This window comes from Bacteroides muris (ex Afrizal et al. 2022), from assembly GCF_004793475.1.
Lineage (GTDB): Bacteria > Bacteroidota > Bacteroidia > Bacteroidales > Bacteroidaceae > Bacteroides > Bacteroides muris.
This window is the reverse complement of record NZ_SRYZ01000001.1, coordinates 79,318-98,931: the sequence shown is the minus strand read 5'-3', so window position 1 is coordinate 98,931 and position 19,614 is coordinate 79,318. Positions and strand designations below refer to the sequence as shown.

The window sequence follows — 19,614 nt, the reverse complement described above, 5'->3', positions numbered from 1 at the left end:
TTCATTAAAATGAGGAGAGTAATCTCTCGATTACCCTCCTCTGCACAAATAAAATTAATTAAGGTCTATTTGATTATTTGTGATATAGAGATAATAAGGTTAGAAGTCTTGCGGTTTTATTACCACCATTTGTTCTGTTTTAGTTTAGTATTCACGGACAGTTCTTTGTTGGGAATGGGATAGAACTGATGTTTTTCTTCTGTTTTGGCTGCTACAGTAGCGGCGAAGTCATATTTGCCACCGGTCTTGTCGGCCTTGGCTTCATTTTCACTCTGTGAGTTCCAGCGTTTGTCGGCTGCTGCCGTACCCAGTGTATTCTGCATTCTTTCCAAGTAAATTCCCCAACGTACCAAATCGAACTTACGTATGGACTCGAAGCAAAGTTCGCGGGCGCGTTCATCACGTAATTCTTGTTGGAACTGGTCGTATGACAAGTTTTTGAGTTCCGGAATGCCGGCGCGCTTGCGTACAAGATTTATTGCTGTATAAGCCAGGTCCGTAGGTTGCTTGTTCACTTCATTTTCGGCTTCGGCCAGCATTAGCAATACGTCGGCATAGCGCAGAATCGGATAATTCTCGGGAGTCCAGTTCTTGTTCTTGTTTTCGGCTGTTTCCCACTCACGGCGGAACTTACCACAACGGCGCATGGTGATTTCATGGTCTTTCCATTTTACTTGCACGTCTTTCGCATTCAAGTAATAAGGTGCCATGGAAAGGTCACGACGTTTGTCTGTACTGTTCTTTTCAAATAAATCCCAAAGGACTAATGTACCTGCATAGAAAGCATAGGTATAACCTTTACCCGTGGCGTTACCATTTCTTTGGGCGTTACCGATGGTATTACCAATACGGCTTTCGGTATAATTATTGTCAAGGCGAGTACCTATAAATTCTACTTCCCAGATGGATTCGTTATATTCAGTGTCATATTTATCTGTTGCCATACACTTCCACATGGCGTACACATCAGGGTTTAAGTCATGTTTCTTGGATTTGTAGACTTCATTGGCATATTGAGCCGCTTTTTTATAATAGGCTTCTCCACCGTCGGAAGGTTTTCCTGCTCTCCATAAGCATACGCGTGCTAGGATGCCATATACAGAAGTTTCTTTCACGTGGGATGGGCTTTTGTCATATTCTTTTTTGTCAACCAAGGGAATGCAATCTTCCATTTCTTTGATAATCCAGTCTAATGCTTCCGCATTGGAGGTGGCAGGCATACTGGCGGCATTGATGTCATCTAAAGATTGTTTGCGGATAGGCACCTCATAGAAAGCCTGTACAAGTAAGAAGTGATAGTAAGCACGGAGGAACTTAGCTTCCCCTTTGATTCTATCTTTGGCGATTTGACTCATTTCTGCCTTGTCTATGTTCTCAAGCAAACCATTGGCGTTTTTAATGCCGGTGTATAGTGCTTCCCAGATATTCCATATTTCTTGAGTGGTGCTGGTATAGTCGTTTGCCCATAGCTTACCGGAAAAGTTGCTGTTGCGCGTATAGTAGCTCAGGTCATCTATATTGGTCATTTCTGTGGAATAGAAATTACCATATAAGTTGGCGGTTGCCATTGGGTAATATACTGCGGCAAGTGCCATGGTACATTCAGACTCGTTTCTATAGAATGTGGTTGGTGAAACGAAATCGTATGGTTCGGTTCCTAAGAAGTCACATGAAGTCATAGAGACTACTCCTATGAGGACAAGGGCTTTTTTGAATATATTATAGAACTTTTTCATCATTGTTTTTGTTTTATACGTTTGTTGTTAGAAAGTAAGGTTCACTCCGATAGATGCGTTGAAAGAGCGTGGATATGCAGACCAGTCGAATCCGGGAGTCAATACCGAATTACGTGTAGATACTTCTGGGTCTGAGCCGGAATAGCCTGTAATGGTAGCGATGTTTTCAGCGGAAACAAATACTCTGGCAGAGCTGATGAATGCTTTTCTCAGCATCTGTGCCGGAAAATTGTAACCTAAAGAGATGGATTTCAGTTTCAAGAACGAACCATCTTCCACATAGAGAGAACTATACTCGTTGGAGCCGAGGGCATTTGCACGGGGCATGTTGCTATACGGGTTTTCGGGAGTCCAACGGTTGGTATAGGATGCAAACATGTTAGTGTTCTTCTTCTTGGCGGGATTTTCAAAGACCATTCGGTTAGCGTTCAGAATATCATTTCCTAAACTCCATTGCAAGAAGATACTGAAGTCCCAATTCTTATAGGTAAAGCTATTGGTGAAACCGCCGGTGCATGTGGGCAGGCCGTTACCGATGGTGGTACGGTCTTTGTCATTGATGATACCGTCGCCTGTATCAGGAATACCGTCGCCATTGGTATCTATCGTAGGCATGTCTTTATATTTGGGGTCACCGGGTTGGCAGCCTTTCACGTAAGAAGCGATACCCTCTTTCAGGGTGTACACTTTCTTGCCTTTGTCGTCCGTAGTGATGTTGAAGTCCGATTCTTTGTAGGTACCTTCATAAATGAAACCATACATCTTGCCGGCCGATTCGCCGATACGGCTGACGTATGCGGGCATGGTTTTGTACTTGTTGTCCCAGCTTACATAACTTGTAATTTCACCTTTTCCTTCCGTCAATGCGGTAATCTTGTTGGAGTTGAATGCTATATTGAAGTTGGAAGTCCATGAGAACTTCTTATTCTTCAGGTTAATAGTTTCCAAAGTAAGCTCGAAACCTTTGTTCTTGAGTTTACCGACATTGAGCGTTGCACTGGAGAAACCGGAACTGCCTGGAACATCAGCTCTGAGTAACAAATCCTTAGTGGTTTTTATATAATAATCGGCAGTCACGTTGATACGTCCGTCGAAGAAACCTAAATCCAGACCGAAGTCTATTTGTTCGGTAGTTTCCCACTTGAGTTGTGAATTGGCTTTATTGGCAATATGGAAACCTGGGGTAAATGAACCATTCCAAGGATATTTATACACGTTGTCGCTTGTAATCAGTTTGGCCATGTAGTCAAAGTCGCCCACACGGTTGTTACCTGTCTGGCCGTAGCTGAGGCGTAGTTTTCCATTAGACAGCCAAGAAGCATTTTCCGATACAAAAGCTTCGCGACCGAAAGCCCATGCCACAGATGCAGAAGGGAAATATCCCCAGCGGTTGTTTTTCGGGAATTTAGAAGAACCGTCGGCACGCATGGTGGCGTTAAGGTAGTATCTTGAATCATAGTTATAGTTGATACGACCGAAATAGGACATCATCTTGCTTTCTCCCTGGTTGCTCTCTATGGTTTGGTTGGTACCTTTATCTAGTCCTGCCATACCGAAAGACTCATTACTGATATGTTCGGTTGCTACGGAGTGGGAGTAATTGCTGTTCTTCTGTAAACTTAAACCTGCCAGTACATTCATGCTGTGAAGTTTTTTATTGAACTGATAGGTCAATGTGTTTTCGTTCAGATAGCTTCTGAATTCATATTGGTACAACTTAGCATTGATACCTTTACTTTGTGTATTGGAAGGGTGAGAATTACCGGTACGGGTATTAGGACCATTAAACTCTTCTTCCTTTATGTCACGGCTCGAATAGCCTGCTGCAACTTTAAACTTCAAGTTCTTGATGATTTCATACTCTGCACTCAAGTTGGCTTGCAATGTGTTGGTAGTGTTCCTGCGATATTCGTTCTTGGCCGACAATACAGGGTTGAAGCGATAGTCTTCTGCCATGTCTATATCGGTATCGTAAATTTCGTCTTTTAAGTCGGCGCCTGACGGAGATACGGGACGGTAAGCCCATACACTGTACATGAATGCGGTAGACATGGCGCTGGTGTTGTTCGAGGGATTGGGCCCGTTCTGTGTTGTACTGGCAAAGTTGGCGTTGGCATCTACCTTCAGTCTCTTGTTGAATTGCTGGCTGAGGTTGACACGTGCCTGGTATCTGTTTAAGTCAGAATTGATGATGACGCCTTCCTGGTCATTGTAGGATACGGAAGTAGAATATTTCAAGTCGCCGGCATTGCCATTCAAAAGCACGTGATGGTTATGGCTCATGGCTGTGCGGTAAATCTCTTTCTGCCAATCGTAGGATTTGAATTTGCGGTAATCCTCCAGTGTATTTCCATCTTTCAGATACATGTTCTTGAAATCCTCTGCACCCATGACTTCTTGTTGGAGTTTCACAAATTCATATCCATCCATCATTTCGGGGGTATTGTTCACCAGTCCTACCGTGAAACTTCCGTTGTAGGAGATGGTCGGTTTTCCAGATTTGCCTTTTTTCGTAGTGATGATAACTACACCATTAGCACCACGCGAACCATAGATGGCGGTGGCGGAAGCATCTTTCAAAACGTCAATGGATTCGATGTCATTCGGGTTTAAAGAACCCATGTTAGAGGTTTCTTGCGGGAAACCGTCGATAACATATAGAGGCGCTGTGCTTTGGGTCAATGAACCGGCACCACGAATCACAATGTTGAAGTTGTCACCGAGTCCGCCGTCCGTCGATGAAACCTGCACACCTGCAATACGTCCTCCTAAAGACTCAGCAACATTGTTTACCGGAGTTTTGACTAATTCCTTGATGTCTGCTTTCGCGATGGAACCTGTCAGGTCTTTGCGGCGGACATCGCCGTAACCCACTGCCACTACCACTACTTCTTGCAGTTGTTGTGAGTCTTCTTTTAAATTGATGGAAAGTTTCTGCTGATTGTTTACCTGAATTTCTTGTGTCTGATAGCCGATGAATGAGATAACCAGAGTTCCTTTGGCTGGTACACCGGACAAAGTGAACTCTCCGTTCATATCGGTGATACTGCCATTGCTTGTACCCTTCACGAGGACTGACGCACCGATGATCGGACCGAAGTCATCATTCACCGTTCCGGAGACGGTCAGTTCCTGTGCATTGGCCTGCGTGGCAAATAGGACAAGTAACATAATACCTAATGCTTTAAAGAAGCTGGATTTTTGTTCCATAAATATTAATTTAATTAGTTAATAATAAAGGTTGTTTCTTCGTCTTGTACTCACTTTGGGGTGAAATCACATCGCAAATGTAGGGGATGGAATATACAAACATATCCGTTAATAGTTCGCAAAAAGTACGAATTCGTACAAAACCCGCGGACGGCAACACTCTTGTACTTTTATCTCCCTCCGTTTCACGGCTCTTTCATTTAAGGGAGTTAGAAGGAGTTATCGCCCTTTAACTCCTTTAAATGAGAGGGCCGTGCCTCCGTTTTAGTCCTTTGCGCCCTTAACCTTTTCCAGCAGGGCGGAGAGCGCTTCTATCTTTTCCGGATGGGCATCTGCCACATTGTCTTTTTCAGACGGATCGACGGAAAGATTGTACAGTTGGGGCTGCGGGGCGTTTCCCATTTCCGTTTGGGTCCAATACTCCAGTGCGGGTTTGTCGCTGGGCTCTATGTATTTCCAGTCTCCCTCGATAATGGAGAGCGTATTGTCCAGATTTTGCTGTACGATATAGTCACATCCGGCGGTGTCGGTTCCCAGAAAGTTGTTGAGCTGGTCGCGGCTGTCGGGAGCGGTGCCTGCTTTCAGCGGATAGTCCAGCAGGGCGGCGAGTGAGGCATAGACGTCAATCATGGAGAAAAGGGCTTGTTGTTTGCCGGGCTTGATGCCGCCGGGCCAGCGTACGATGAAAGGGATGCGTGTGCCGGCATCGAAGGCGCTGTATTTCCCGCCGCGGTAGTGCTTCATGGGAGTGTGGCCGTTCAGCAGTTCGCGTGCCCGGTCTTGATAACCGTCGTCTATGACGGGACCGTTGTCACTACAGAATACGAAAATGGTGTTGTCGGCAATGCCGAGGCTGTCCAGGGTATGCATGATTTCACCCACGGTCCAGTCCAGCTGGAGGATGACGTCGCCACGTACGCCCAAACCACTCTTGCCGGCGAAACGCGGATGTGGCACGCGGGGAACATGTACATCTTGCGTACCCATATAAAGGAAGAAAGGTTCGTCTTTATGGGCTGTGATGAAGTTCTTAGCTTTGTCTGTAATCACGTCGGCAATGTCTTCGTCTGTCCAAAGGGCGAATTTGCCGCCGGTCATCCAGCCGATGCGGGGGATGCCGTTGATGATGGTGTTATTGTGCCCCTGGCTGGGTTTCATCTTGACGAGTTCGGGGTTTTCGAGACCGGTGGGCCAGTCACCGACCTTGTGGTCGTAGCTCACAGTGATAGGGTCGTTGGGGTCGAGACCCACTACATGTCCGTTCTCTACAAAGACGCAGGGAACGCGGTCGACGGTAGCGGGGATGATGTATTCATAGTCAAAGCCGATGTCTTGGGTGTTCGGTTTAATCCGGCGGTTGAAGTCCGTACCGCCTTTAGGACCCAGGCCGAGGTGCCACTTGCCCACTGCTGCAGTGGCGTAGCCTTCTTCCTTGAACATATCGGCCATAGTGACGCAGGCGGTATCGATGATGAGTTCGGAATTGCCCGGAGCAATGCCGGTATTCTTCTGTCGCCAGGGATACATGCCTGTCAGCAGGCCGAAGCGGGAAGGGGTGCTGGTGGAAGAAGTGGCATAAGCGTTGGTAAACTGCATGCCTTGTCCGGCAAGGCGGTCGATGTTGGGAGTGCTTACTTTGGTGGCACCGTAACAGCTCAGGTCGCCGATACCCAGGTCATCAGCAATCAGATATACTACATTGGGCTTCTGCGGCGAGTGCTCCGAAGTCTTGTCTTTAGGTTGGCTTCCGCATCCCGCTATCAGGGCTGCACCGGGAATCAGAGACCACAAGGGGGAAAAATGCTTCATAGTTCTTTGACTTTAGATTGTAATTCTGAGGTCAAAGGTAAGAGGTTTTATGGAATCGGGTGTATAAGGAAGTACAAGGGAAGGGAGAAAAAGTACAAACCGTATCATGCGATGGCTTGATGTACAATATTAAGATGTCTCTTCACTGTCTTCCGTACTTTCCTCTCCTCCATTCTCTCCTTTGCGGTAGGCCAGTGGGCTGACATGGTAAATGTCCTTGAAGCATTTGGAGAAATAGCGTGAAGAACTGAAACCGATCCGGTCCGCAATTTCAGTAATATTCAGCTCCGGATTGTTGCGCAGCATCAGAGCGCCTTTCTTCAGGCGGATGGTCAGGATAAAGTCGTTCGGAGTTTGTCCGGTGATAGCCTTCAGCTTGGTGAACAGATTGGTGCGTGCCATTGCCATTTCACGGGCAAAGACGTTGACGTTGAATTCCGTATCGTCCAGATGTTGCTCGATGACTGCCATGGCACGGTCCAGAATCTCCTTGTCTATGGGGTTGGTGGCAAGCATCTGTACAAAGGCTTGCGGCTGCTTGCTGAACTTCTCCTGCAGGAGGATGCGCGAGTTCACGAGGTTGTTGCAGCGCGAAATCAATAGATTGGTGTTGAACGGCTTGGTGATATAGTCGTCCGCACCGATGCGTAGTCCCTCGATATTCTGTTCGATGGCAGTACGTGCCGTGAGCAGTACCACGGGAATATGGCAGGTGTTGAAGTCGCTCTTTATCTGTTTACACAGTTCCGTTCCCGACATGTTGGGCATCACCACGTCGCTGACTACGATATTGGGCATTTCGCTGCGTACCAGTGCAAGTCCTTCCGCTCCGTCGGCCGCAGTCAGCACTTCGTAGAAGGGCTTGAAGATACCTGCCAGCATGTCGCGGATGGAGTCGTTGTCTTCCACTATCAGGATTTTTGCATCCGGGAGTCGTTTGATGGGAGCACTCTCTTCCAGCTCTGCCTTGAGCAGGGCATCGTTTTCCGGTTTGGGAATTTCTATTTGTTGCACACTGTCTGCATTCTTGTTTATTTGCTCTTCGTCAAACTGTGCGTTCCCCAATTGCAGGTTTACGATGAAGCTGCTACCTTTGCCCAGTTCGCTTTCCACACGGATGGTGCCGTGATGGAGCTCCACGATACCCTTCGTCAATGCCAGGCCGATACCCGTACCCGTCTTGCTTGCATCTGTAGAGTCCATTTGGTCTATCTGGTAGAAGCGGTCGAATATCTTGTCCACTTCCCGGGCATCTATGCCGCTGCCGGTATCGGTCACGCGGATGACGGCATTGCTGCCTTCGGTCTTGATGCTGAGGGTGATGCTGTCTTCCGCCTTGGTATGCTTGACGGCGTTGGACAGCAGGTTGTTGATTACTTTCTGCATCTGTTTTTGGTCATACCATACTTCGAGGCTGTCTGTTTCCTTCTCGAAGCGGAGGCTGATTTGTTTGGCGCTGGCATATTCCAGGAAAAGCAGATAGTTCTCGTATAGGAAGTTCACGATGTTGTGCGGACTGACCTTTATCTTCATGTGCCCTTGTTCCTGCTTGCGGAAGTCGAGCAGTTCGGTGATGAGTTCCCGTAGCTGTATGCTGTTCTTGTAGATGCCCAATACCTTGTTATATATGGCAGGCGTGAAGTTCTGGAGTTGCATCAGCGTTTCCACTTGTGCCACGATGAGCGTCAGCGGGGTGCGGAATTCATGGGAAATATTGGTGAAGAAACGCAGCTTCGACTGGTTCAGGGCCTCTACGTCGCGGATGTGCTTCTGTTCGTACTTCAGCGATTCGCGCAGCTTGATTCTCGACTTGTAGGTACGCACTAGATACCAGAGCAGGATTCCCGTCACTATCAGGTAAATAAGATAGGCAAGGGGAGTCTTGTAGTAGGGAGGCAACACGTGAATGGTCAGGCGGACTTGCGGACAAAGGCTCTCGTCTTTTCCGTTGGGCCTTATAATCAACTTATAGGTTCCGGCGTTCAGGTTGGTATAGGTGATGTTGTGCAATCCACGGGCACTGTTCCAGTCGTTGGAGAAGCCTTCCAGCTTATAGATGATGTCGTCTTTGTTGGCGGCTACATAGTTGGAAGTGGCGAACTCTATGCTGAACATGGACTGATTGGCGTTGAGCGTAATCTCGGGGGTGCAGTACAAGGCTTGTTGCAGGATGCCGGTCTCATCTCCCACTTGTATTTCCGTTCCGTTCACAATGAGGCGGGAGAGGATGATTTTGTAGGGCTTCGGCGTGAAGTTCAGCTCCATTTCATGGAAGGAAATCATTCCCTGCGTGCCTCCCAGGAATATCTCTCCGTCACGGGTCACGCAAAGGGCATTCTCGTTGACGGCAGTCGTCGGGAAACCGTTTTCGGCACTGTAGTTTATGAATGCCTTTTGCCGGTAGTCGAAGATGGAGAACCCTTCGTTGGTGATGAGCAGCAGTTTGCCGCTGGTGGGAGATTCCCGGGTTTCATAGATGCAGTCACTGGAAAGGCCGTTTTTCGCCTGGTCAAAGTTCTCGAAGTCGTTGCTTGCAGGATGATATAAGTCCAGCCCGCTGCCCGAAGTGGCGAACCACAGATTGCCCTTGCTGTCTTGGGTAATGTTGTTTACATTGTTGTTGCTGATACTGTGCGGGTCGGCAGCGTCATGCCGGTAGTTGGTCAGTTCGTTCGTATCGAAGCGGTAGCTGAACACACCTTCGCCCGTGGCTGCAATCCAGAGTGTGCCATTGTTGTCAAAGGTAATGTCTGCCACCATCTTGATTTTTTTGCCTTCTTTACTGTCTTGGAACAATAGCCGGCATTTCCCGTCAGCCGGATCGAAAAGGCAGATGCCGTTTTGGGTGGCTATCACCAGTTGGTCTTGGTAGGGGGCGATGTCACGGATGATGTCCGACGGCAGTGTTTCCGGATCATTGACTTTCATGCGGTAGTGTGTGAAGCGTCCCGAACGTATGTCCAGCTTGTTCAGTCCTCCCAGATGTGTTCCTATCCAGATGACATCTTTGGCTGCATCGTAGTAGAGGGCTTTGATATTGTTGTGTGAGATGCTGTTCGGGCTGTCTTCTGGGCGGAACCATTTGAACTCACGGGTACGGCGGTTGTAATAGTTCAGTCCGCCCCCTTCGGTGCCAATCCACAGATTGCCGTCCTTGTCTTCTATGGTGCGGCCTACAACCGGATTGCTCAGCCCCTTCTTTTCGATGGGCGAATACATATAGTGGCTGTATATCTCGTATTCGGGGTTGAAATAGTTGACGCCGCCAAAGTAGGTCCCCAGCCACAGCGTTCCTTGGTTGTCCTTCACAATGCACCAGATGGAAGAGTGTGTCAGTCCGTCGTTCTGGGCATCACTGGCAGTATGGTTCTGGAAGAGTCCCGTACTTTTGTCATAGCGGTTCAACCCGTTGAATGTTCCAATCCAGATGTTTCCCAGATTGTCTTCACAGCAGGCTCTCACGAAGTTGGAAGAGATACTGCATGGATTCTTTGCGTCATACTCAAAGACTTCGATTTCCCCGTCGGCCTTTACATGGTGCAGCCCTTCTTCCCAGCTGCCAATCCATAACTCGCCTTCGCTGTCTTGGTATATGCTGGTGATGTTGCCTTTCAGGATGGGGTGGGTCAGCTCGTTCTTGTCCAGTTGCAGGCGGTATGCTCCGTCGGTGGTCGTTCCAATCCACATTTGTCCTTTGTCCAGATGCATACAGCAGATTTCCAGACTTTTTCCGGGAAGCTGGTAATAGAGGTCAAAGTTCCCGGTCTGCTCGTTATAGCGGTAGATTTCATTCTGTTTTCCGATGAAAAGGGCCTCTTTGTAATATATGCTGTGTACATTTCCTTGCAGCAGGGTGGTGAATCTTTGGGTGGCGAGATTGAACTCGGCTACTCCTTCCGTACAGAGCAGGTAGATTTTTCCGTTACGGTTGCCGGCCATGCGCAGCACGGTGTTGCAGAAAAGGCTGTAAGGGTCGTTCTTCTGCAGCTTGTAAGTTTGTATGTCTTCTCCGTCATAACGGTTCAAGCCTTCTCGGGTTCCAATCCATAAGACACCGTTTTCATCGATGTAAAGGCTGTTCACGGAGAATTGTGACAGACCGTCGTCGGTTGTCAGATGGTTGAAGGTGATGTTTTGACCTTGCAGGGTTGTGGCAACCATGCTCAGTAATACAAGAAGCAGCCGGATGGTAGACTTTCGCACTTTTTCTGGTGGTTTTTAAGGTTTCAGTTACAAATATAGGTATATTTTATGCAAGACTTCTTATTTATCCGGAGCTTTTTGAGGTTATGTCCGTTTAAATGTATAATTTTGGATGCTCGGTGGACCATACTTGCCTTTTGGCATAAGGCAAAAGAGCATTTTTGTAAACTAATTAATCCATAAATTGTCATGAAAGACCTTTTATCTATTGTATCTCATTTTCGACTGAAAGGTACGGTCGTTGAAATCAAGCCCTTAGGTGCCGGACTAATTAACGACACGTACAAAGTGACCACCTCCGAAGCCGATGCTCCGGATTATGTATTGCAGCGTATCAACCATGCCATCTTCCAGAATGTGGAGATGCTGCAGGCCAATATCGGGTCAGTGACCGGACATATACGCAAGAAACTGGAAGAAAAGGGCGAATCCGACATCGAGCGGAAAGTGCTTCATTTCGTTCCCGGGGCGGATGGAAAAACCTATTGGCATGACGGTGAGAGCTACTGGCGCGTGATGACCTTCATTCCCCGTGCCAAGACTTACGAAACTGTAAATCCTGAATATTCCTACTATGCAGGAGCGGCCTTTGGCAATTTCCAGGCTATGCTTGCCGACATTCCGGATACACTGGGCGAGACTATTCCCGATTTCCACAACATGGAGTTCCGCTTGAAGCAATTGCGTGAGGCGGTGGCAGCCGATGCGGCCGGACGGGTGAAGGAAGTGCAGTATTTTCTGGACGAGATAGAGAAACGTGCCGACGAGATGTGCAAGGCCGAACGTCTGCACCGTGAAGGCAAGTTGCCCAAGCGCGTGTGCCACTGCGATACGAAAGTGAACAACATGATGTTCGACGAAGACGGTACTGTGCTCTGTGTGATAGACCTTGACACGGTGATGCCGAGTTTCGTCTTCTCCGATTATGGCGATTTCCTCCGTTCGGGTGCCAACACGGGGTTGGAAGACGACAAGAACCTGGACAATGTGAACTTCAATATGGAAATATTCCAGGCATTCACCAAGGGTTATCTGGAATCGGCCAAGTCCTTCCTGCTGCCGATAGAGATTGAGAACCTGCCGTATGCGGCTGCCTTGTTCCCGTATATGCAGTGCGTACGCTTCCTGGCAGATTATATCAACGGTGATACTTACTATAAGATTCAGTATCCGGAGCATAACCTCGTCCGTACCAAAGCTCAGTTCAAGCTGTTGCAGAGTGTGGAAGCGCATACACCGGAGATGAAAGAATTCATATCCTCATGTATCTGAAAAAGTATCTGATGACGGTGGCGGCACTCTTTTGTATGCTGCCGCTGTCTGCAATTAATCCTCAAAACAGCAAAATGAAAGAGTTAAGTGTAAAGAAGGTGAGCGTGGCCAATGTGCCCGTAGAATCGGTGCCGGCTCTCTTGGATAAAGAAAAAGTGGCTTTTCAGCCGGTCAATACAGTGAACTGGGCAGACTATCCTTACTGTCCTGATGTGGAGTTCCGCATAGCCCATACCTCCGATGCCATCCTGCTCCATTTCAAGGTAAAGGAAGGCAGTGTGGCTGCGGTTGCCGGACACGACAACGGCCCGGTGTGGGAAGACGCTTGTGTGGAGTTCTTCTCCGTGCCTGCCGCCGACGGAGTGTACTACAACATGGAGTGCAATTGCACCGGAACTTTGCTCATCGGCGCCGGTGCCGGTCGCGACGGTCGTCGGCATGCCCCGCAAGAAGTGCTCGACAAGGTGCAGCGCTGGGCTTCTTTGGGTCGCGAATCGTTCGCGGAAAGAGTAGGAGAGTGCAGTTGGGAAGTGGCTCTGGTCATCCCTTATTCCGCTTTCTTCCTGCACCGCATCACTTCATTGGATGGCCAGACCATTCGTGCCAACTTCTATAAGTGTGGTGACAAGCTTCAGACCCCCCACTTCCTTTCCTGGAATCCGATTGAACTGGAGAAGCCGAACTTCCATTGTCCGGAGTTCTTCGGTGCACTGCATTTCGAGTAATCATAACGTGAATTCGGCGAATTAGCAGAGCATCTGAATTCGTCGAATTCACGTTGATTAGACTTGTTTTGTCCTGACATTTTCGGTCAATTAATACTTTGCTCTCGGATTTAATGGCTATTTTTGCCAAAAGTCTATAGAGATGAAGTTCCAAGAAACAATAAAAAAATGCGCGAGGAGCATAACATGCTTCAAAGGCAAGTTGCAGCAGCTCTGAATATTGATACTGCGCTCTGAATGACAGATACCGATAATATAAAATAAATAAGAGAACATACTTAAGAGCCTTAACCATGCAGGAATATTTTTTATGCCATATACTGAAATTTTATCCGTGCATTCTATTTATATTATACAGAGTTGGTTGCCTTTGCACCACGAAAGATTAAATCAATGGAACAATTACAAGTAATTCAAAGCAAGATATATGAAATCAGAGGTCAGAAAGTAATGCTTGACTTCGACCTTGCAGAAATGTACCAAGTAGAAACTCGTGTACTTAACCAAGCAGTCAAGCGTAACATAGAACGCTTTCCTAAAGACTTTATGTTTCAACTTACATTAGAGGAATGGGACTCTATCTCATCACAATTTGTGATGACATCACGAATGAAACGACCTAAGTCCGCTATGCCACTGGCTTTTACAGAGCATGGAGTAGTAATGCTTTCAAGTGTACTAAGAAGTGATATTGCCATTCAAACAAGTGTTTTGGTTGTACGTGCTTTTGTTGCCATGAGACAACTGATTACAGCAGCCCCACAAATAGACAGAGTAGGACAATTGGAACAACAAATGAAAGAGTTGAAAGACTACATAGAAGAAGTGTTCGCCGATTACAACGATATTAATGACGATACGCGGATGCAGTTGGAACTCATTAATCAAACATTGGCAGAACTGCAAGCCAAGAAGAAACTGGAAGAAAAACCACGCAGAAGAATCGGATTTATACAGCATGATGAATAAATGTTTAATCGCTAAATACAGAATAAGTATGTCGCCATAATTAGCTTATACTATCTGTCATTAGCTTCGCTCAAAACCTCTTCTGATTATTTCATTAAGGTATAGTCAGAGCGTAGCGAAGAATCTCTTCTCTGCGTATTCATAAAGAGAGTAGATTCTTCACTACGTTCCCTTAGACAGATACAATAATATAAAATAAATAAGAGAACATACTTAGAATATGAGAAATTACATCTGTAGGAGCGTTTAAAGCAATGGGAGCAAGAAGGAAAGAAAAGAAAGTTTGCAAACCTGCCCTCACCACCCTCACCCCTTTCCCGAAACGCCCTGTTCATCGGCATTGCGGTGGTGAGTGAGAGCAAATAAAAAGGGTGAGGGCAAAATTTGCCCTCACCCTTTCGGCTTTATCCTGTTGCTTACTATCACTCCCCTCAAGACGCACGGGCTTTCGTCCATCTCTCCCCCGTCCTTTATTGAGAAAAGCATATATATTTCTTGTGCCAAACGCAGTGTATTGACAACGGCTCACCTTAGTGGTCTGCTTTGTTCACCTAAGTGAGCTGATTTGTTCACCTTAGTGGTCTGACTTGTTCACTATAGTGGAGCATTGGCAAATCAAAAGGTTTCTCGGGAGAAACACGTATGCGGAACACAAAGAAACCCTGTACAGCACACGATGAATACGGTTCAAACGGGAATGCATCCTTTGAAAAAAACACGACCGGACAAGGATAAGCTAAACAAAAAACATTATTTTTGCAGTATATCAAGCTGCAAACTGCATGAGAAAACGAACCATAGCCCTCATAGCCATACTGACCGCACTATTGGCAGCCTGCACAGAAACGACAGGCTACAACACAACATTGGTACAAGCAGACTCGCTGATGGCATCGCATCCGGACAGCGCACTGCGCATGCTGCAAGGCATCCCAGCCGAGAGCCTGAAAACAAAAGCAGACCGTGCCTACCATGCACTGCTGCTGACGCAGGCACGGGACAAGAATTACATAGTGCAGACGGATGATTCACTGATACGAATAGCCGTGCGCTACTATGACTCCATGAGAGACAATAGAATGCAGGCGCGAGTCTACTACCTTTGGGGCAGTGTTTGCAGAGACAAGAATAGGCAGACAGAAGCTATAGAAAAATACATCAGAGCGACCGATTTAGCACAAAAAGCAGGAGACGAAGTACTGCTGGGACGAATATACGCCAATGCGGGCTATATTTATTACCTGCAGAAATTCTATGCAAAAGCAGATTCCATTTATCGGCAAGCCGAGCAAATCAGTATCCGGCTGAAAGATACTTCCCTGCAGATTTCAAGTCTCGCCATGCAAGGAAACATACAACTTTACCAAAAAAAATATCAGCAAGCAGAAAAGAAACTGCTACAGGCAGAATCTCTTTTGAAAGAAGTCAGACAAGATGCCATAAAAGCAAACGTTTTTTCAGCTCTGGGCGCACTGTATGTCAGAACCGGAGAGAGCACAAAAGCACTGCGATATGCCAAGCAAAACTTCAAGCTACAAAAAGACACCCTGCACTGTTACCGTACCTTCTTGGAATTAGGAGATGCCTATTATCAAGCAGGGCAATATGACTCTGCCACCATATATATAAGGAAAAGCCTCGCATCCTCAAGCTATAGCACCAAAGAAGCAGCCTATATGCGACTGGCCGATATAGCAAGAGCACAAGGCGACATTTCCCGGTCTCTCAATATGGAACAGCTATATTCGACCTATAAGGACAGTGCAAACTTATCTCAGCAGAGAACCGGAATCATCGAAACAGAGCAGACCATAGAGATGCTACACCAACAGACACTGTACGAATCTTATCTGAAAGAATATCGCTACTACATTCTCTGTTCGATACTCATAGGCATTGGAAGCATTTATCTATTGCGGAAACGCTATCTCAAGAAATTCCATCAGCAAAGACAAAAAGCTCTTTTAAAAGAAAAAGAACTACGCAGACAATACCTTTCTGTGAAAGAAGAAACGAAACAAAAAGAGGAACAAATAGCCGCCCTGCAACAAAAAATAATACAACAGTATATTGACGAAGTTCAAAAGGAACAAATGCAAAAGGAATTGGAGAAATTGAATAAACAACACATTGTACTACTAAAAAAGGTGTTAGAATATTCGGATGTCTACAACAAAATGAAGAAAATCATTTCGGACTGTAAGGAACACGGAATCTCTAAGGTGACATTGACAGACGATGAATGGATTAGATTTATGGCAGAAATAGAGAAAACGGACATCCTCTCAAAACTGGCTGTTGAATATAAATTCAGTAAAAACGAAACCCGTTATTGCTATCTACTATTTACTGACTTCTCCATCAAAGAAAGAATGCAGATTCTGAAGATTGCCCATGCTACCCTCTACCGGACTGAGCAGAGAATTTGCAAGAAGATGAATGTCCCTTATCAGGCAAATGAATTACAAAAACTGCTAAAAAGCATAATAAACAGTACTCTTACTGATGTATGAGACATGTCTCATGCAAAAATGAGACAATTCACATCAAAAGTGAGACATGCTTTTTTGTGCAATAGATGAAAATTTCGCTAACTTTGCCATAAACAAAAAAACAAAAAGCATGAAACGAATCTTGTATCTTACCGCTTTAATCGTATTCTTTATAATAATGAGTACAGCAATATCCAACGCCAAAGAGCCTGCTAATAATGATGGAGAAATTACACTCACTGCGACCAAAGATGACACGAGACATATAGGACATGAACAAGATGTAGAACCGGACAAAGCCGGGACTCCACGCAGTATCATTGTTCAGCCGGCCTATGCTTACCTATATAATAATGTGGTAAATGTTAGTTTCAATGAAAACATTGCAGTTGTCAATGTCACTATCACCAATGAATCTACCGGTGAAACGGTCTATTCAGAGACATGTAGTAACCCTGCTGCCCTTAATATAAACCTGAACGGTGAAAGCACCGGTAACTATCTCATTGAGATAGAAGCAGATGATACACTGTTAATAGGGGTATTCTATTTATGATATTTTGTGCACTAAAATATAAGCAGAATCGAAAAGCTTTAATAGAGTAGAATTAAGTAAACAAATGTACTATGAAAAAAGTTTTTATACTTTTTGGTTCTTTGTGTATTGGCTCCTGTTAGTTATGCAGCAGTGCAAATCGCTCAGTTCATTATTACAGAATGTGGAACGATGTATCAAATTCCCTCTGACTCTACAGAAAAAGAAGCATGCGAGTATCTTGATTTCTTGACAGCAAGAGACTGCGGTTAAAAGAGAATGATAGCTATTTTGATATAAATCAAAAAGCGAATTTATTCTAACCAAGCTTGCCGAATCTTTTTGTTTAATAGAAAACTCTCGGCAGGCTCGGCTTATAATAGCAGGTATCCGGCAAAGTATCAAAATGATTATAGATATGAAACTAATTTACTGTATCCTATTATTCTTTTTCGTTTCATACATAGAAGCGCAAGAAATTGAAAATGTGCAACTGCGCGTTCATTATGCCACGAAATTTAAGAGATGGGAGAACTCAAAAAACATGTCCTCTGATGAGCAGGTATTGGACATCGGAAAGAATGTATCCAAGTTCTATAGTTTATGGGAGACCAGAAATGAAGAAATCCGTGATAGTATACTTGCTCGTGGCGGAACATATCAGGAAGTGCAGAACGTATTAGGAAAAGCTGGCTATCCGCGTAGTTATGAATATTATGCAGTATATAAGAACTATCCAGAGAAAGGGAGAATCACCTATACCGACAAGGAATTTAAAGATTATATGTATCAGGAGGAATTAGAAAAGCCCCAATGGCAAATTTTTACGGAAGAAAAAGCACTTGTCGCAGATTATCAATGCCAAAAAGCACAAACTGACTTCCGGGGAAGAACATGGACTGTATGGTTCACTATGGATATACCTATTGGAGATGGTCCTTGGAAACTCTGTGCCTTACCTGGACTAATTCTGAAAGCAGAAGACAGTAGAGGGGATTTTCTTTTTAAATGTATCGAGATAAAATATATGGATAGAGAGAACATCAGCATCCCTAAACACAAGTATCTAAAGTGCGACCGGGAAACACTGAAAAGACTAAAAATTAAATCAGCGCAGGATCCAGTCGGCTATTTAAGACAATTGGGATATGAATCCGGAGGAGGCATGGACGCCAACGGGAGGCCACTTAAATATGATGAAAAGATGCCGGTACTTTTAGAATATGAAAGTTTCTCTCTATAACATTAATAAAACAGTAGATTTCGACTCTTTACTTATAAAAATATCGTAGCCGTACTACTTATCCTGACATTAGGTTTTACAATCCATTTTCTATTAAGATATATGTTGACATAAAAATATTAGTTTCGCGAACTAAGCAAGAGATTGAGGAACACCGAGAATCTCAAATTAACTAAAGTGATTAATTTAATTTGATGGTATTATGAAAAAGTATTTATTGTTTTTCGCACTTATTGCATTAACTTCATTAAGTTATGCAGCCGTAGAAATTTCCCAAGCCATTATTACCGATTGTGGAACTGTGCATCAGATTCCAGATAGTGCTACGGCAGAGGAAGCCTGCATGTTACTTGACTCTTGGTCAAAAAAAGATTGTGCTGGCAAATAAGGAAAGAAAGGGCTAGAGAAACTCTGATTTCTTTGCTTACAGAAAGTTCTTATACTATACAAACTTAGTTTGTATAGTAATACTTGAACAATAACTTGGTACGCATTCAGACAATTTGATGAGATAAAATGCTCTCATTTCATCTAAAACAACACCAAGTTATTGTTTGCTACTATCAAAAGCTGTATTGGTAAATCTTTCAAATAATTATAGTTATGAAACTTGTATATTGCCTGCTATTCATTCTTTTCGCTTCGCATGGCGAGGCACAAGAGATAGACAGTGTCCGGTTACGCATTCACTACGCTTCCAAATTCAAGGCATGGGAAGACTCAAAGAAACTATCTTTGGATGAGCATATTTTGGATATTGGAAAGAAAACATCCAAATTCTACAGTCTGTGGGAAACAAAAACCGATGAAATCCGCAACAATATACTTGCTCATGGAGGAACGTTTCAAGAAGTGCAAAACGCCTTGGGAAAATCTGCTTATCCACGTAGTTATCAATATTATGTAGTATATAAGAACTATCCGCAGAAAGGAAAGACGACCTATACTGACAGGGATTTTAAGAACTATATTTATGAAGAAGACTTGGAAAAGCCTCAATGGAGAATCTGTACAGATGAAAGTATAACTATCGCAGACTACCAATGCCAAAAAGCGCAAACCAACTTTCGGGGAAGAACATGGTTCGTATGGTTCACAACCGATATTCCCATTAGTGATGGTCCCTGGAAATTATGTGGTCTGCCCGGCTTAATCCTGAAAGCAGAAGATAAAAAAGGAGAATTCTTATTTGAGTGTATCGAAATAAAGAATATGGATAAAGAGGCTATCAGCATTCCCAATCTGAAATATATTAAATGTAGCCGGGAAGCTCTGAAACGATTGTTGATAAAGTCGGCCAAAGATCCAGTCGGCTATTTCAGACAAATGGGCATTGAGACAAGTCTCGGAATAGACGCAAACGGGAAACCGCTCAAATATGATGACAAGATGCCGGTATTTTTAGAATATTAAAGGAACA

General features: G+C 45.0%; 12 protein-coding genes. 8 read left to right on the top strand and 4 right to left on the bottom strand.

From position 1 onward, the window contains the following. Positions 1-119: 119 nt before the first annotated feature. From E5355_RS00415 to E5355_RS00400, 4 genes are all read right to left on the bottom strand, one after another. Complete coding sequence (locus tag E5355_RS00415; protein ID WP_057281930.1) at positions 120-1,736, bottom strand: RagB/SusD family nutrient uptake outer membrane protein; 1,617 nt, start codon at positions 1,734-1,736, stop codon at positions 120-122. A gap of 27 nt (positions 1,737-1,763) precedes the next feature. Continuing rightward, on the bottom strand, positions 1,764-4,946 hold the full coding sequence (locus tag E5355_RS00410; RefSeq protein ID WP_136008709.1) for a SusC/RagA family TonB-linked outer membrane protein: 3,183 nt from the start codon (positions 4,944-4,946) through the stop codon (positions 1,764-1,766). Between the two features lie 264 nt (positions 4,947-5,210). Next, positions 5,211-6,755: a sulfatase family protein gene (locus tag E5355_RS00405; protein WP_136008708.1), complete on the bottom strand. Its 1,545-nt coding sequence runs from the start codon at positions 6,753-6,755 to the stop codon at positions 5,211-5,213. A gap of 129 nt (positions 6,756-6,884) precedes the next feature. Then, entirely contained in the window at positions 6,885-10,958 is a 4,074-nt protein-coding gene (locus tag E5355_RS00400) for a hybrid sensor histidine kinase/response regulator transcription factor (protein WP_136008707.1), read from the bottom strand. Positions 10,959-11,147: 189 nt separating this feature from the next. On the opposite strand from E5355_RS00400, the gene E5355_RS00395 reads away from it, so the two are divergent. The 8 genes from E5355_RS00395 to E5355_RS00360 all read left to right on the top strand — a co-directional run bounded on the left by E5355_RS00395 (position 11,148) and on the right by E5355_RS00360 (position 19,607). Continuing rightward, positions 11,148-12,230, top strand: coding sequence for a phosphotransferase enzyme family protein (locus E5355_RS00395; protein WP_136008706.1), 1,083 nt, complete (start codon positions 11,148-11,150; stop codon positions 12,228-12,230). Continuing rightward, on the top strand, positions 12,221-12,955 hold the full coding sequence (locus tag E5355_RS00390) for a carbohydrate-binding family 9-like protein (protein ID WP_136008705.1): 735 nt from the start codon (positions 12,221-12,223) through the stop codon (positions 12,953-12,955). The genes E5355_RS00395 and E5355_RS00390 overlap by 10 nt, the downstream gene beginning before the upstream one ends. Positions 12,956-13,348: 393 nt before the next feature. After that, positions 13,349-13,924 (top strand): ORF6N domain-containing protein, encoded by a 576-nt coding sequence (locus tag E5355_RS00385; protein ID WP_136008704.1) that lies wholly within the window; start codon positions 13,349-13,351, stop codon positions 13,922-13,924. A gap of 782 nt (positions 13,925-14,706) precedes the next feature. Beyond that, entirely contained in the window at positions 14,707-16,437 is a 1,731-nt protein-coding gene (locus E5355_RS00380) for a tetratricopeptide repeat protein (RefSeq protein ID WP_136008703.1), read from the top strand. Between the two features lie 157 nt (positions 16,438-16,594). Beyond that, the gene (locus tag E5355_RS00375) at positions 16,595-16,972 is read left to right on the top strand and encodes a DUF3244 domain-containing protein (RefSeq protein ID WP_136008702.1); all 378 of its coding nucleotides are present in this window, start codon (positions 16,595-16,597) and stop codon (positions 16,970-16,972) included. Positions 16,973-17,369: 397 nt separating this feature from the next. Beyond that, positions 17,370-18,194 (top strand): GLPGLI family protein, encoded by an 825-nt coding sequence (locus E5355_RS00370; protein WP_168354250.1) that lies wholly within the window; start codon positions 17,370-17,372, stop codon positions 18,192-18,194. 202 nt (positions 18,195-18,396) lie between these two features. Beyond that, on the top strand, positions 18,397-18,582 hold the full coding sequence (locus E5355_RS00365; RefSeq protein WP_136008701.1) for a hypothetical protein: 186 nt from the start codon (positions 18,397-18,399) through the stop codon (positions 18,580-18,582). 215 nt (positions 18,583-18,797) lie between these two features. Further along, positions 18,798-19,607, top strand: coding sequence for a GLPGLI family protein (locus tag E5355_RS00360; protein ID WP_117959281.1), 810 nt, complete (start codon positions 18,798-18,800; stop codon positions 19,605-19,607). Positions 19,608-19,614 lie beyond the last annotated feature (7 nt).

Excerpts from the sequence above, each read along its gene's own strand:
- E5355_RS00410 (WP_136008709.1), bottom strand. The coding sequence starts at position 4,946 with ATGGAACAAAAATCCAGCTTCTTTAAAGCATTAGGTATTATGTTACTT.
- E5355_RS00380 (WP_136008703.1), top strand. The coding sequence starts at position 14,707 with ATGAGAAAACGAACCATAGCCCTCATAGCCATACTGACCGCACTATTG.
- E5355_RS00385 (WP_136008704.1), top strand. The coding sequence starts at position 13,349 with ATGGAACAATTACAAGTAATTCAAAGCAAGATATATGAAATCAGAGGT.
- E5355_RS00360 (WP_117959281.1), top strand. The coding sequence starts at position 18,798 with ATGAAACTTGTATATTGCCTGCTATTCATTCTTTTCGCTTCGCATGGC.
- E5355_RS00405 (WP_136008708.1), bottom strand. The coding sequence starts at position 6,755 with ATGAAGCATTTTTCCCCCTTGTGGTCTCTGATTCCCGGTGCAGCCCTG.
- E5355_RS00365 (WP_136008701.1), top strand. The coding sequence starts at position 18,397 with ATGAAAAAGTATTTATTGTTTTTCGCACTTATTGCATTAACTTCATTA.
- E5355_RS00370 (WP_168354250.1), top strand. The coding sequence starts at position 17,370 with ATGAAACTAATTTACTGTATCCTATTATTCTTTTTCGTTTCATACATA.
- E5355_RS00375 (WP_136008702.1), top strand. The coding sequence starts at position 16,595 with ATGAGTACAGCAATATCCAACGCCAAAGAGCCTGCTAATAATGATGGA.
- E5355_RS00390 (WP_136008705.1), top strand. The coding sequence starts at position 12,221 with ATGTATCTGAAAAAGTATCTGATGACGGTGGCGGCACTCTTTTGTATG.
- E5355_RS00415 (WP_057281930.1), bottom strand. The coding sequence starts at position 1,736 with ATGAAAAAGTTCTATAATATATTCAAAAAAGCCCTTGTCCTCATAGGA.
- E5355_RS00395 (WP_136008706.1), top strand. The coding sequence starts at position 11,148 with ATGAAAGACCTTTTATCTATTGTATCTCATTTTCGACTGAAAGGTACG.